Here is a 15,559-nt window from a genome sequence, read left to right as displayed (position 1 = left end):
TAATTCTTATTGACGATGTATTTATATTAGATTAGGTTTATTTATAAGACTAATTGTTTTTTATGATTTATTTATCAGGTTTACTTATGAATATTAGCATTCGCCAATTAACCGCTTTCATTCAAGTCGCTGACAATGGCAGTTTTACCCGTGCCAGCGATCAGATGCATTTGACCCAATCTGCCGTTAGCGGCTTGATTAAAGAATTGGAGTCCAGCCTTGGTATTGTGCTGTTCGACCGTACTACCCGCCAGCTGTCTTTATCAGCAGTAGGACGGCATTTATTGCCGCAAGCACGGCGCATTTTGAATGAGATGCAGCTGTTTGAAAATGAAGCGAGCAGCTTAACAAGCTTGGCGCAAGGTCAAGTACGGCTCGCCGTTTCGCAATTTGCAGCCTCTTCTATGCCAGCGGTCATCGCCCAATTTGCCAAACAATACCCCGATATTGGCGTGTCGCTATTAGATTGTTCGGCAGAAAACTTACTCAGACATATTCAGGACATTGAAGTAGATTTGGGTGTCGGTACTGAGCTTGGATTTATGGAGGCTGAGGACGACATCAATGCTGATTTGTTATATCAGCTGCCATTTTGTGTGGTGATGCCTGACAACCATGCGCTGGCACAAAAGCATGAAATAACGTGGCAGGATTTATTAGACATTCCGCTCATCACGCTGCAAGGCCCTTTCATTGAACAAGTAACAGCCGAGTTGGATGACCGGATCGCCAGCCATATCCAACAGGCACGTTACAAGGTCAATTTTATGTCCACCGCGCTTGAGATGACCCGTCAAGGTTTCGGCATTACCTTATGTTTGCCCTATATGCCCGAAGTCATCGACTGGGTTAGCGCCAATGGCTTACAAATGAGGCCGCTGGCACAACCCGTTAAAATGCGGCAGTTTTTTATCTATCAACGTTCTTCTCGTGCGTTATCGCCTGCTACCATTGCTTTCAAAGACTTTTTGCAGAGCTATTTTTCCAGTCATTTTAATAACTTACAGCATACTTAAGTGTCGCTGATACAGACATGCTCGGTGCTTAAAAAGCCTTGAAACACAATGGTCTCAATCAACTATTTTATTAATTATGCAAGATAATTGAATCTCATATTGAGTTAACCGTCAATTTGCTCTATGATTTTTGGCGGCTTGATTTATATTTTATAAGGAAACAACATGTTTGAACGTATCGACTATTACGCTGGTGATCCAATTTTAGGGCTGATGGAAAAATATACAGCAGATAACAATCCTAAAAAGGTCAATTTAGGCATTGGTATTTATTATGATGAAAGTGGTGTATTGCCTGTACTTGACTGTGTAAAAACAGCCGAAGAACGCATTGCCGATCCTATTGCGCCGCGTCCATATCTGCCGATGGCAGGCTTGCCAGGACATCGTAAAGGCTGTCAGGAATTACTGTTCGGTAAAGACGCGCAGATTTTAAAAGATGGTTTGGTCGCCACTATCGCTACGATCGGCGGTTCTGGCGCGTTAAAAGTTGGCGCTGAGTTCATCCATGAATGGTTCCCACAATCTAAATGCTATGTGAGTGACCCAACATGGGGCAACCACATTGCCATTTTTGAAGGCTCTGATGTCGAAGTGGGTAAATACCCGTACTACGACAAAGCCAACAGCAGCATCAAGTTCGATGAAATGATTGCGTTTTTTGAGACGTTGAACAAAAATGATGTGATCTTGCTGCATCCTTGTTGCCACAATCCAACAGGTCTAGATTTGACCCGTGAGCAATGGGATACCGTGCTGAACGTCATTCAAGCGCGCGAACTGATTCCATTTATGGATATTGCCTACCAAGGCTTTGGCGAAGACATGGACATCGATGCTTATGCGATTCGTAAAGCTGTCGATATGGGCTTGCCATTGTTTGTCAGCAACTCATTCTCTAAAAACTTATCGCTATATGGCGAGCGTGTTGGCGGTCTATCAGTTGTTTGTCCAACGGTTGACGAGACAGAGCGCGTCTTCGGTCAGCTAAATGCTACCGTACGCCGTATTTACTCAAGCCCGCCATCACATGGTGGTCGTGTGGTCGATATCGTTATGAACGACGAAGCACTACATAAGCAATGGGTTGGCGAAGTTTATGCGATGCGCGACCGCATCAAAGCCATGCGTTTACAGCTAAAATCAGTATTAGAAGCCAAAATCCCGAACCGCAACTTTGACTATATTACTCGTCAAAACGGCATGTTTAGCTTTACTGGTCTGACGCCTGAGCAAGTCGAACGCTTACAAAGCGAGTTTGGCATTTACATGGTTTCCAACTCACGTATGTGTGTGGCTGGACTGAACACCAGCAACATCGACTATGTGGCCAATGCCATGGCAGACGTCTTAAAAGACTGAGTGAGCACGCATTAAAACGGTGCGGTAGTCAGTAATAGCGATTCACAAAAAGGTTGAGCGAGTGCTCAGCCTTTTTTTATGTCCTGCGTTTTTCCTATTTGTTTTACCAAATAACATCAACGTCCCTACTATCACGTCTATTTTAAGAAAACACTGCACAAAAACCCTTGCAATCTCCACTTTGATAAATTACATTATGAGTAAGTAGTTAATTATAACGTAATTCATTATATGCTTTAGCAAGGAGCACCCTATGTCAAAGATTGACAATACCCTCACATCCTTTATCGATATCGCCGCTGATTCTGACTTCTCCATTCATAACCTACCTTATGGTATTTTTAGTGATGCCAAAGACGCTGTTGGTAATAACAAACGCCGCGCTGGTGTGGCTATCGGTGAGTACGTATTGGATTTGGCTGTGCTCGAAGCAGAAGGTTTACTGAGCTTAGAGGGCGGTCCATATTTTGATCAAGCAACGCTAAACGCTTTTATTGACTCAGGTCGAGACAATTGGACTCAAGCACGAAAAACCATCCAAACTCTCCTATCTAGTGCTAGCGACGCCTTGCGTGATAATCAAGACTTGCAGAAAAAAGCGCTATTTAATCAAGCAGACGTCACCATGCATCTGCCTGTTCACGTCCCAGGTTTTACCGATTTCTATTCGTCTAAAGAGCACGCTACCAACGTCGGCACTATGTTCCGTGATCCAAACAACGCCCTACTACCTAACTGGACTGAAATGCCAGTCGGCTATAACGGACGCGCCAGCACCGTCATCGTCAGTGGCACTGATGTGATACGCCCCTCTGGTCAATTAAAGCCAAACGCTGACGACCGCCCTATTTTCTCAGCCTGCAAGCGTTTAGATTTTGAGCTTGAGACTGCTTTTGTAGTTGGTAAAGGTAATAGCATTGGTCAACCAATTGCAGTAGACAATGCCTCTGAGCATATTTTTGGCATGGTTTTGCTCAACGACTGGTCAGCCCGTGACATTCAAAAATGGGAATACGTGCCTTTAGGTCCATTTAATGCTAAGACCTTTGCTTCTGAAGTCTCGCCTTGGATTGTGACTATGGATGCGTTGGCACCTTTTAAAACGGCATGCCCGATTCAAGAGCCAAAACCATTGGCATATCTAAACGAAAAAGACAGCAATAATAGCTATGACATCCATCTATCAGTTGAGTTATTGCCTGAAAACTCAGATAGCGCCACTGTGGTTTGTGAGACCAACTTCAAACATATGTATTGGTCAATGGCGCAGCAGCTCACGCATCACACCATCACTGGCTGTAAAGTGGAAGTTGGCGATATGATGGGCTCAGGGACGATTTCAGGACCAACGCCAGATTCTTATGGCTCAATGTTAGAGATTGCTTGGAATGCGACCAAACCTGTCACTTTAAAAGGCGGCGAGACCCGCAGTTTTATTGAAGATGGCGACACAGTGATCATGAAAGGCTATAGCGAAAAAGACGGCATTCGTGTCGGGTTTGGTGAAGTACGCGGCAAAGTACTGCCCGCGCTTAACTTTGATTTTGACAAATAGTCTAGAAAAAATGTGAGCACAGTTGTTTTGAGCTGCCAAGCAACCATCGACCTATATTCAATTGGTACTGGCAACCTATTACTCACTGCATTCCCTATCAAAAGGAGTTTGATATGAGCTTTAAAATTGAAAAAATCCATCATGTGGCTTATCGCTGCAAAGACGCTAAAGAAACCGTTGAATGGTATCAAAAATACCTAAACATGGATTTCATCCTTGCATTCGCTGAAGACCACGTGCCTTCGACCAAAGCCTTTGATCCTTATATGCATGTATTTTTAGATGCTGGTAATGGCAACGTATTGGCGTTTTTTGAAGTGCCCAATCAGCCTGAGATGGGTTTTGATCCGAATACCCCGAATTGGGTGCAACACTTAGCCATGAAAGTAAAAGACCGTGATGCCTTAATGGCAGCAAAAAAGCATTTAGAAGAAAATGGTATTGATGTGGTCGGCGTGACCAATCACGGTATCTTCCATTCTATCTATTTCTTTGATCCTAATGGCCATCGTATGGAACTCACCTACGATGATATTACCTCAGAAGAAAAAGTCTCGATGATTACTGAAGCCATGAAGTATGAGATGTTAGAAGAATGGTCACTTACCAAACGCGCACCAGCTCATACCCAGTTTTTACATGCAGAGGAACTGGCTGAAGCAAGAGAAGTCGCGCCTGTCGGTGAGTGATTGACCTGTTATTGTGTTCGTTATCTCTTTTTATATGACTAATTAGGGCGTGCCATCATTTTAAGACCACTAAATGCATCAATATACTAATTGATGACACGCCCTAGGTAGCGAACAATATCTAACCATCATGAAAGGATTCAATGATGAAAATAAAAACCCCTTTAGGAATACTCTTCGCTGCCTCGATTGCGATGACTGGCTGCTCCAATAACGATCAAGCGGTCAGCGCTGATGTAGATACAGGCGATGTAACTACTCTAAGATTCTCACACTTTATGACTGCCAATGACAACATAAACACCGAAGCATTGCAGCCATGGGCAAAGAAAATCGAAGAAGAATCAAAAGGCCGCTTAAAGATTGAGATCTACCCTTCGGCTACTCTTAGCAAACCGGGCGCTACCTATGATGCTACCGCGAAAGGTATTGTTGATATTGGTATGCAAGCGCAAGGATATACAGCAGGGCGATTTCCTTTAACTCAAATTGTAGAGCTGCCAGGTATCACCAATACTGCACAGCAGCAGAGCTGCATACTTCATAAACTGTATGACGAGGGTGTCATTAAAAATGAGTACGAAGATACTCACCTGCTAGCGCTGATAGGCACTGGACAAGGTGCGCTGCATACCGTAGATAAGCCTATTCGCACGCCAGCTGATATGAAAGGTTTGCGTATTCGCCAACCTTCTGCGGTTGCCAGTCATATTATCGAAGCGACTGGCGCTGCACCCGTTGGCATGCCTGCCAGTGATACTTATACTTCCCTTCAACGCGGTGTCATTGATGGACTTAGCTTTACTTGGCAGCCCATTCAAGCATTTCGTCTTGATGAGTTAATCAATACGCACACCAACATTCCTTTTTATAACTCTACTTTTGTTATCAGCATGAATAAAGAGAAATACGACAATTTGCCCGATGATCTCAAAAAAGTGATTGATGACAATTCAGGGCCGGAGATGGCAGCACGTGTCTCCAAAGTATTTGACGTCAGTAACGCCAAAGCAATGGCTGCCGCTAAAGAAAAAGGCGATATCATGATCGATATCCCTGACCCACTCAATGACCCAGACTGGAAAGGTCCATTAATGGAAGGCTCGCAGCACTATCTAGATGAAGTCAATGCCACTGGTCTAGATGCTAATAATGTATACGAAAAAGCAAAAGCTGCCAGTAGCGCCTGTCTCGTTTAAAGAAGTAAAATAATTACGCAGTGGTTTTCTACCAAAAAACAGTCGGTTTATATGGTGGAAATTATGTAGCAAAAGCACCAGTTACGCAATTTGATAACGCTGCGCGATTGCTAGAATTTGCTCAACCACGTTGTGTTGCTCACTCATGGGCAATTGCTCTGTCGTCCCAATGATAGTGATGGCGTATTCTAGTGGTAGTCCTTTGCTAGCAGTTTTGCCACTAACAGCAGATAGATTAACAGCGCTATTAGCAAGCTGCGGCAATATGACAGGAATCGTAATGGCATTAATACCCATGAGCATATCACCCGTCACTGTCGCATAGCCTTGGTTACGAATCTTGGCTTGCAAGTGACTGAAATTCTGCCATTTTTCTGTGATTATTGCTTCATTGTCTGTCTGCCATTCAGCTGTGACCAATGGCTGAATGACGGCATCTGGCTGATAACTGGCAAATAATTGCCCCGTCGCCGATGTCGTCAGCGGCATACGTGAACCGATACGAGTGATAATACTAATCGGGCTATCTGGTTCAACGGACTGAATAATAATAGGACCTTCGCTAAACCATTTGGCAATCTGCACACCGCAATTCAGGGTGTCTTTGATTTCATTAGCGATGTGCGTCAGCCGCTCTAAAATATTGTTTTGACTAAATCCAGAGTGCCCCAATGCTGCCAATGTATTAACCCTATCACCTAGCCCGTAGCGACCATCATCAAGCTTACGCGCATAGTTTTTACGAATAAGACTGACCAAATAGCGGTGACACTTTGCTGGATGCATTTGCATCACTTGCGCAATATCTTTTAGCATCATCGGCTCGTTATGATCGATAAGAACGTCTAATACCGACAAGCCAATCTCCAGTGACTGGACGCCACTTTGACTTTTATTGGTTGTCACAGGATTGTCTAAAGGGCTTTCAGCTGCTGGCATGTTTTGCTCAATGAGTAATTTACTTGGCATATTAATCTAATATATTCATAAAAAACTGAAATAAAGAGGTAACGTCATAAGAGTTTTTTAATTGTATAAGATACCTTTGGTATCACTAATTATAACCGCTTATCTCATTCACAACCTACCATAATAAAAGGAATTCACAATAATGACACTTTATGGCTACTTTCGCAGCAGCACCTCATATCGTACTCGTATCGCGATGAATCTCAAAGGCTTAGATTATGACTATATTTCGGTCAATTTAGCAAAAGATGAGCAGTTAGCAGATGCCTTTAAATCACTCAATCCACAAGGATTGGTGCCTGTTTTACAGACCGATGATTTATTACTATATCAAAGCCCAGCCATTTTAGAATGGTTAGAAGAGGTTCATCCTAAAAACCCGCTATTGCCTAAAGACGCGGCTGGACGTATGCAAGTACGAGCCATTAGCGCTATGATTGGTTGTGATATTCATCCTATTAATAACCGCCGTATCTTACAATACCTACGCAATGAGCTGGCAGTAGACGAAGAAAAAGTCATGGCGTGGTGCAACCGTTGGATGAGTGAGGGCTTTGCGGCGTTAGAGAAAATACTAGCAAAAGACAAAAGCCGTGGAAAATTTTGCTACGGTGACAGCCCTACTTTTGCAGATTGCTATTTGATTCCTCAGGTCTCTTCGGCGCGACGTTTTAACGTGGATTTAAGTGCTTATCCCAATATCGTCGAAATTGACACGCATTGCCGTATGCTCAAGGCCTTTGCCAACGCTGAGCCTAGCATGCAGCCTGATGCGCCCAAGTCTCAATAAACAATCAAACAGAGTGCTTTCAGTGAGGGTATTTTGCTATTAAATGATTAGAAAATTAAATGATTAGAGAATTTAATAACAAAACGCCCTTATAATTGCTGGGCTCAGAGCTCAGACAAAGCAATCAAAGCGAATGACTGCCTGAGAATAGACAAAGCATCGATACTCTTAAGCCAAATACAGCATTCAATATTTCATCGAATCATCACTTCCACTTTTTATCTCAATATAATATTTAATATATTCAAATTATTGGTTGTATAGCAGTCAACTGTTGGCTATTCTTGGTATAGGCGTTGTTATATCTAAAATTTAGAATTAATTTTAGATAAACATACTGTTTTATACATTAAAATAAGGTTGGATATTATGAGTTATACACCTTTATCAAATAACAAAGACGCTCTACCATCCCATGCCGCTCAAAATATTTATGATTTAGCCCTATCGGCTAGAGAAGAAATAGAAACCTGTAGAAAAATTGCACCGACAGTGGTCAAAAAACTGTCAGAGTTGTCGTTATTTAGGATGGGACTGCCAAAATCGTTGGGAGGATGGCAAGGCAATCCTGTGGAAACGTTAAAGGTTTATGAGACGCTAGCCAGTGCTGAAGCCTCAGTTGCTTGGATCGTTTGGAACAATCATTTGGCCTGCACATTTGGACGATTTTTAGACGAGCCTAGCATGAAGGAGATATACAGTGACCCCTCTCATGTCTATGCCAACTCAGCACGCCCTGAAGGGATTGCTAAACAAACCGCTGAAGGATATACGGTCTCAGGTCAATGGACATTAGTATCAGGTTGTGAATTGGCAGACTGGTTTGTGCTGCGCTGCTTGGTAATATCCGAAGGCTCGCCTACTACCCTTGGACCGGGTGCAAACTTAAAGCTGTTCTTTATTCCAAAAGAAGATGTGGAAGTGATTGATACTTGGCATGTTGGTGGACTAAATGGTACAGGCAGTCATGACATCGTCATCAAAGACGCGTTTGTGCAGGAACGTTATGCGGTCAATTTTGATAGCCCTGTCGCCATCGATAATGCGTATAGTCGCCTACCAATCGGCTGTATTAATGCCGCTGGCTGTGCAGCGATGGCACTGGGTGTCTTAAAAGCAGCGACAGATGAGTTAATCCAAATTTGCCTTGAGAAAGTAACACCCGGCAAAAGCCCAGATTTGCGTGATCGTGCAGCAGTACAAGCGACTATCGCTAGGAGCAAAACGCTCTTAGCCTCTAGGCGCGCACAACTACACAATAGTGTCGAGGTATTATGGAACGAAGCACAGCAACAGAATGCCTTTACCGATATACAGCTGGCTGATGTGTGGGCAGCAGCCTGTGAGGCAGCGAGAGAAGCCAGAGCCATGGTATCGGAGATTTATGCGGTCGCTGGTACGGTCTCGCTATATAAAAAACATAGAATAGAAAGAGCGCATCGAGACATTCATGCTATTTTACAACATGGTATCGTGCAACCACATTGGATGGAGCAAGCTGGCATGGCTTATGTCGGATTGATCCCAAATGCAGCCATGTTCAGAATATAGAATTGCTTTTGTAAAAATAAATAGGCCTTCATTGAATGAGGGCTTTTTATCGCTTGGCTATTGAGCCAAAGAAAGATAAATCATTATTAAAAATCATATAGTGATTACCAAATAGTGATTACCAAATCATCACGCTGAAAACGTCTTCATGCTCATGTCGCAAAAAAGCAAGGCATCCAATGCCTTGCTTTTTTATGACTAATTTTTATAACTAACAAATCACTTTACTTGATAGTAGGCTTGATTGCTTTAATCAAAATGGAAGCCTGCACCAATCGAGCCGCCAGCATTACCTTGGGTATCAGCGGTGCCGTTTACCTTCATGACCCAACGACCATCATTGGATAACTTCGAGAAGCCAATAGCAACTGCACTTTCCCCATTGTACGTTCCTATACCGCCACCGATTAAGGATTTACCAGCGATGTAAGCTTGCGGTAGTGAAGACATTGCCATGGCGGCTGAAATACCAGCATTTGCATCGTCTTCGACTTCACCAATTTTATAACCTAGCTCATTCATGTTGTTGCCAAGTCTTTGACTAACAGCATCCAATTGACCCATATTCACAGCGTCTCTGGGTGCCATGCCATCAGCCACATCAGTGATCTTGTTGCCAGCGGCGTTGATACCGCTTGCAGTCATACTAGGACCACCGACAATGCTGACACCATTATTATTGATTGTCGTATTGCCAGTTTTGACGCTATCGATATTAATATTACCGTTTAGATCAAACTTAATACTACTGCCTGCTGCTGTTGTTGTGATGTTATTACCACCTGTGAAGGTGAGGACACTGCCATCGCCTACTGGTTTGTTGATGGTAGCACCGCTATCAGCACCAAAATTGAGACCCGCATCTATTTTATCCTTGTTCACTTTGATATTGGTCGTATTGGTGTCGATGTTTGTTTTATTCGTGGCAATATTCGTGGTATTGGTTTGGATATTGGTAGTGTTGGCTTGGATGTTTTCATTGATAACGACTTCTCCTTGCTTAATAGAAGCAATCGCACCGTCGATACTATTTTGACCAGTACCACCAATATTATTATTGGTAAAGGTACCATCTACAGGATTGTAGACTGTCTCACCGCCAATGATACTACTAATGCCACTACCTTGTGCATAGAGCTGACCACCATTGATGGCATCTTTGCTACCTTCAGAGACATCGCCGTTCACAACGTTTGTAATCTTAGTGTCAGCAGCATTGATACCCGCTTTGGTGACACTAGGTCCACCTGTAATAGTCAGTCCATTATTATTCATAATGGTATCACCCGTCGTTACGCTATCTAAATTCAGGTCTGGATTTAAATCGAAGCTAATGTCATTGGCGCCTGCCAATGGTGCAGCAGCACGTAGGTCAGGGCTAACATTATTGTCCGCTGATCTAGACACTTTAATATTACCATCTGTACTGTTCAAATCGATGGCGCTGCCTTGTTTGATCATAGTGGCAACATCACCCTGAGCAGTTAGTCCCCAACCTTGATCAAGGGCAAACGTCGTGGCATTCAACTGTCCGACAGTCGCCGCATCTGTATCTGCAATACCAGCAGCTACATTGGTGATTCTGTTAAAACCATTGTCAAGACCACTACTGCTCAGTCTAACCGTTCTACCCGGACCATTATCGGTAAAGGTAAAGCCATTACTATTCATAATGCTATTACCAATCTGCATGCTACCCTCATTGCCTAAATTCAACTGGTTATTCAGTTTCACCTGAACACCCGTTGCTGAGGCCATCGTCGTAATGTTGCTATCACCAGTGACGTTGATGGTATCACCTAAAGCAAACTGCTGGTCGTTGGCACTATTGCCATCACCGATTTTGATGCCTTTGGCCACGAGACTATTGGTTTCTGACAATTGGTCGAAGTTTACCGCATCCTTACCTGTGGTCGCTTCTGCAACGTTAGTAATTTTATTGCCACCATTGTTCAGACCATTGGCTGAGATGCTGACACCGCTACCAAAGTTTGCGCTGTTAAGACCAGTTAAATCTTTCGCAAGTTTCACGGTCAATGTGCTGGTACCGTCAGCAACGACGCCAATGTTGTTGCCATTTGACAAGTCACTTGCCACGGTCGCGCCACCTTTGATTGTCAGCTTGTCACCAAGCTGACGATTAACGGTAGTACCCGTGTCACCATCGAAATCAAAACCTTTATCGATGGTCGTAGTCGTGGCTTGTAGTTGACCAAAGTTTACGGCATCGCTGGCTATTGTACCGTTAGCGACATTGGTAATTTGATTGCCACCATTGTCTAGCCCACTATTACTGATTCTGACCGTTTGATTAGTCCCACCCGTGAATGTGACACCATCAGCGTTGACGACTGTAGTTCCTGTGGTCAAGCTGGTTGAGACTAAATCGGCAGCAGTAGCAACTTTGATACCACCATTGTCAGCGGTCAAGACAATATTCTCACCAGTAATAAAGTTGGCTGTATTATTGTCTTTATCCAGAGTTTTGACTTCAGCACCATTGATTTGTGTCACTACCGTTTGCATCGCACTATCAGCTTTTACCAAGCTTGCCTTACTACCTTCGCTTAGATCAACTTGATAGTCGGTGATATTGGTATCAGGATCTTTGACACTAGTGCTAACTGTTAGTGCATTAGCATCTGCAGTAGAAACACTGGTGCCATTGGCATTGACAGTATAGACATCCTGTCCAGTATCGCTATCGGTTGAAAAGTCAACACTGGCAACATTCGTACCTTTAACTACTTTGGTTCTCGCTCCTGCGGCTGCCATCTGTACATCACCGATGTTTGCTGCATTGGTTACTGTATTACCACCGCTTTTTACTCCCTTGATCTGGGTGTCGTTGGCATTGATACCAGTAGATGAGATACTAACACCACCAAAATCTGCACTAGTGAGGCCCGTTAAAGTTGGAGACAGACCGAGAGCAATTCCATCGCCCGTTGATAAGCCAGTGGTGGTTAAATTGCTGTCTGTATCAAACTTAATTTCTTCACCCAAGGCGAAGGTTTTTTTGAGGGTACCACCGCTACTTGCATCATTCACGTTAAACTTGATGCCTTTAGCAATATTATCAGTGTTGGTGTCAATATTGGTGGTATTGGTCGTGACATTAGTATTAGTCGTTTCTAGCTGACTAAAATTCACCGCATCTTTTGCGTTAACCCCATCATCAACGTTAATAACTCTCTTATTACCCGCATTGACCCCGCTTTTGGTGATGCTTGGACCATTTAAAATGGTCAGACCATTGCTGGTTAACGTGGCATTGGTAGGGTTAAATATGCTGCCACCCGTTACCGTGACACCTGTACCACTAACGGTAGTGACGCCAGTAAGCACGCCGCCCGTGACAATACCTAAACCATTGACAGTCGTGCCGTTTAATAAGTTACCTGTGCTAACGCTGCCTGTTGTACCTAGGTTCAAATTGTCATTGAGCTCAACTTCGATTTTGCCATTTTTTACTCGGGTATCGATGTTGCTGTTAGAGCCAACCACTTCAACGGCTTGTCCCAATGGTTTCTGTACTGTATTACCATCAGCAGCTTTTAATGCAAAGCCTGAGGTGGATACACCAGTAATGGCACTATTCAAATCACCAATATTCGCCGCATTGGTTTCCGTTGTGCCACCGCTAGCCACGCCTGAGATGACTTTATCACCTGCGTTGATACCAGTAGATGAGATACTAACGCCGCTATTAAAGCTTGCGCTATCCAGACCTGTTAAGTTGTTGGCTAAGCCAAGTTTGATTCCATCACCCGTTGATAAGCCGGTAGTGGTTAAATTGCTATCCGTATCAAACTTAATTTCTTCACCCAAGGCAAAGGTTTTTTTAAGAGTGCCCCCGCTGCTTGCATCATTCACATTAAAATTGATGCCTTTAGCAATATTGTCAGTGTTGGTGCCAATATTGGTAGTATTGGTTGAGATGTTGCTAGTATTGGTCGTGACTTGTTGGTTGGTATTAAATAACTGACCACCATTGATGGCGTCTTTGCTATTTAGACTGACCGTACCATTAGAAACATTGACGACCTTCTTATTACCCGCATTGACCCCGCTTTTGGTGATGCTTGGACCATTTAAAATGGTCAGACCATTGCTGGTTAACGTGGCATTGGTAGGGTTAAATATGCTTCCACCCGTTACCGTGACACCTGTACCACTAACGGTAGTGACGCCAGTGAGCACGCCGCCAGTGACAATACCTAGACCATTAACAGTCGTGCCGTTTAGCAAGTTGCCTGTGCTAACGCTGCCTGTTGTACCTAGGTTTAAGTTGTCATTGAGCTCAACTTCGATTTTGCCATTTTTTACTCGGGTGTCGATGTTGCTGTTAGAGCCAACCACCTCAACGGCTTGTCCCAATGGTTTCTGTACTGTATTACCATCAGCAGCTTTTAATGCAAAGCCTTTGTTAATAGTTGTGGTATTATTTCCGACCGCTTCATTGGTCGCATATAATTGACTACCATTCACTGCATCTGTACTAGCCGCAGTGACAGCTCCACCAGCGACGTTTTTGATCTGACGTTCAGATCCTACTACGCCCACGGATACTTGCGCACCCTCTCGTAGCATACCCTTATCATCAATGACATTACCGGCGATATCATATACCACGCCACCAACTGTCATCGTCTTTTCAGAGCTTGCACTTGTTGCTGTTGTAGAGCCTGCACCTAAAGAAACTGAACCATCTTTGCTCGCTGATGCGCCAACACCGAACGCTGAAGAAGCCGTTCCCGAGGTATTGGAATGAACACCAACGGCTGTAGACAGATCACCTTTAGACAGCGATTTTGCACCAATGGCTATCGACGCAGCACCTCCAGCTTCGGTATTAACATCGTACTGATTGGTTTCTACCAAATCTTTACCTACGTAGGATTTGAAAACATCGTTAACTGTGCCACTATTTAATGGTGACAACGGACTACCATCGATATTAGTTTTCGATGCAAAATCTAGATCATCACCGCCTATTGCGATAGACGATGCCCCTCTAGACACGACATTAGCACCGATAGCAATCGATTGCTCACCACTTGCCATCGTCTGTTGCCCAAATTCTGAGCTGCCAATCGCAATAGTTTGGCTGCCTGTGGCTTTTGCATTTCCGCCCAGCGCCATGGCGTTATAACCTGTCGCTCCGTCGTTATTAGCATTACCGATAGCGGTTGAGTCTACGCTATAATACTTGGTTTTATTATTAGCGACAGTATTCGACAGCCCTGTTAGCTGAGACACATTGACAGCATCACTGTCACTGCTACCTGCTGCGACGTTTACAATCTGACGGTTGCCACCCGCTGCTCCTGTTCCTACAGAGACCGCGCCAAGTGTAACGCTATCCGTTGCTTGGATGACTGAGCTATCTGCTCCTACTGGCACAAAACCACTGGCACCACCAGCACGATTTGCAATAGAGTTTGAACCTAATGCGATGCCATTTACTGCGTTAGATCGAGAGCCGACACCAAAAGCAAGACTGTTATCAGCAGTCGCTTTTGCATTACTACCAAAGGCAATCGTATCACTGCCAACTGCTTGAGTTTGTCCATTCGCTCTATAACCTACATTTGCTTGATCAGCCACTGTACCTGCATTTTCAAAATCAGTTGAACCAATCGCAATGCCACGTTTGCCTGAGGCAAGTGCTGAATGACCAACAGCAAGAGAGCCTTGACCCGTTGCTGAGGAGACATTGCCAATAGCCTGAGCAAAGTCAGCAGTCGCTGCCGATTGACGTCCAAGCGCTAACGAGGTATTTCCATTAGAATACGCTGCCGCCCCAATTGCCACAGATGACCGACCAATAGCTTTTGCTTGAGTGCCTAGAGCAGTAGCGACGTCACCGGCTTCTGTCCCAGTGCCAATGGCGGTACTACCAGAATTGTTTTGTGAACCACCCGTCCAAGTAAATGACGGATTGCCTCTATCGACCAGATTGAAGTTTTGCCCAGCGTCCGCTTCACAGCCAATGGCAACCGAATAGCTACCTTCAGCATTCGCTTCAGTACTGTTTGTATTACAAGAAGAAATTGCCGTACCAGATCCCGTACCACCGCCGACATTCACTTGTGCAAAAGCTTGCGGTGACATTGTAAATCCAGCCGCCAGCATCCCTATGGCGATCGTGGATAGTCGGAAAAATTGGGTAGAAGAAAGATTAGAAGTCGTATTGATGGTCGCGTTTGCGCTCACGCTAGATTTGGAAGATTTGCCGCGCCCCTTTGCATATTCACCAACTGCGGTAAAACAGCTCAAGGCTTCATTCCATATTACTTTATAGATGCGGTTCATAGTGTGCACTCCCTTACAGACTGGTCAGATTTAAAAATCAGAGATAATATCCATCTTGCAGAGAGTCGATATCACAAAATAAAACACGTTATCGGCTGGCAATGAGTAAA

General features: G+C 44.1%; 9 protein-coding genes. 7 read left to right on the top strand and 2 right to left on the bottom strand.

Annotated elements, in window-relative coordinates:
* Positions 1–86: 86 nt before the first annotated feature.
* The 5 genes from JMW64_RS06620 (at position 87) to JMW64_RS06600 (ending at position 5,821) form a co-directional block, all read left to right on the top strand.
* Complete coding sequence (locus tag JMW64_RS06620) at positions 87–1,016, top strand: LysR family transcriptional regulator (RefSeq protein WP_201553763.1); 930 nt, start codon at positions 87–89, stop codon at positions 1,014–1,016.
* A gap of 165 nt (positions 1,017–1,181) precedes the next feature.
* Positions 1,182–2,378 (top strand): amino acid aminotransferase, encoded by a 1,197-nt coding sequence (locus tag JMW64_RS06615; protein ID WP_201553762.1) that lies wholly within the window; start codon positions 1,182–1,184, stop codon positions 2,376–2,378.
* A gap of 253 nt (positions 2,379–2,631) precedes the next feature.
* The gene (gene fahA, locus JMW64_RS06610) at positions 2,632–3,933 is read left to right on the top strand and encodes a fumarylacetoacetase (protein WP_406947487.1); all 1,302 of its coding nucleotides are present in this window, start codon (positions 2,632–2,634) and stop codon (positions 3,931–3,933) included.
* Between the two features lie 113 nt (positions 3,934–4,046).
* A complete protein-coding gene (locus JMW64_RS06605) occupies positions 4,047–4,622 on the top strand; it encodes a VOC family protein (protein WP_060491002.1) in 576 nt (191 codons plus the stop codon).
* A 146-nt stretch (positions 4,623–4,768) separates the two neighbouring features.
* Positions 4,769–5,821: a TRAP transporter substrate-binding protein gene (locus tag JMW64_RS06600; protein ID WP_201553761.1), complete on the top strand. Its 1,053-nt coding sequence runs from the start codon at positions 4,769–4,771 to the stop codon at positions 5,819–5,821.
* Positions 5,822–5,902: 81 nt separating this feature from the next.
* On the opposite strand, the gene JMW64_RS06595 is transcribed toward JMW64_RS06600, so the two are convergent.
* Complete coding sequence (locus tag JMW64_RS06595; protein ID WP_227694097.1) at positions 5,903–6,790, bottom strand: IclR family transcriptional regulator; 888 nt, start codon at positions 6,788–6,790, stop codon at positions 5,903–5,905.
* Positions 6,791–6,932: 142 nt separating this feature from the next.
* Here JMW64_RS06595 and maiA point away from each other — a divergent pair, with 142 nt between their 5' ends.
* Both maiA and JMW64_RS06585 read left to right on the top strand, forming a co-directional pair.
* Positions 6,933–7,580 (top strand): maleylacetoacetate isomerase, encoded by a 648-nt coding sequence (gene maiA / locus JMW64_RS06590; RefSeq protein WP_201553760.1) that lies wholly within the window; start codon positions 6,933–6,935, stop codon positions 7,578–7,580.
* 369 nt (positions 7,581–7,949) lie between these two features.
* Positions 7,950–9,131 (top strand): acyl-CoA dehydrogenase family protein, encoded by a 1,182-nt coding sequence (locus JMW64_RS06585; RefSeq protein ID WP_201553759.1) that lies wholly within the window; start codon positions 7,950–7,952, stop codon positions 9,129–9,131.
* Positions 9,132–9,380: 249 nt separating this feature from the next.
* Here JMW64_RS06585 and JMW64_RS06580 read toward each other — a convergent pair whose 3' ends face one another.
* Complete coding sequence (locus JMW64_RS06580; RefSeq protein WP_201553758.1) at positions 9,381–15,449, bottom strand: YadA-like family protein; 6,069 nt, start codon at positions 15,447–15,449, stop codon at positions 9,381–9,383.
* Positions 15,450–15,559 lie beyond the last annotated feature (110 nt).

The organism is Psychrobacter immobilis (genome assembly GCF_904846065.1).
Classification (GTDB): domain Bacteria; phylum Pseudomonadota; class Gammaproteobacteria; order Pseudomonadales; family Moraxellaceae; genus Psychrobacter; species Psychrobacter immobilis_H.
The sequence above is the reverse complement of the archived record's forward strand: the minus strand, read 5'-3'. Positions and strand labels throughout refer to the sequence as shown.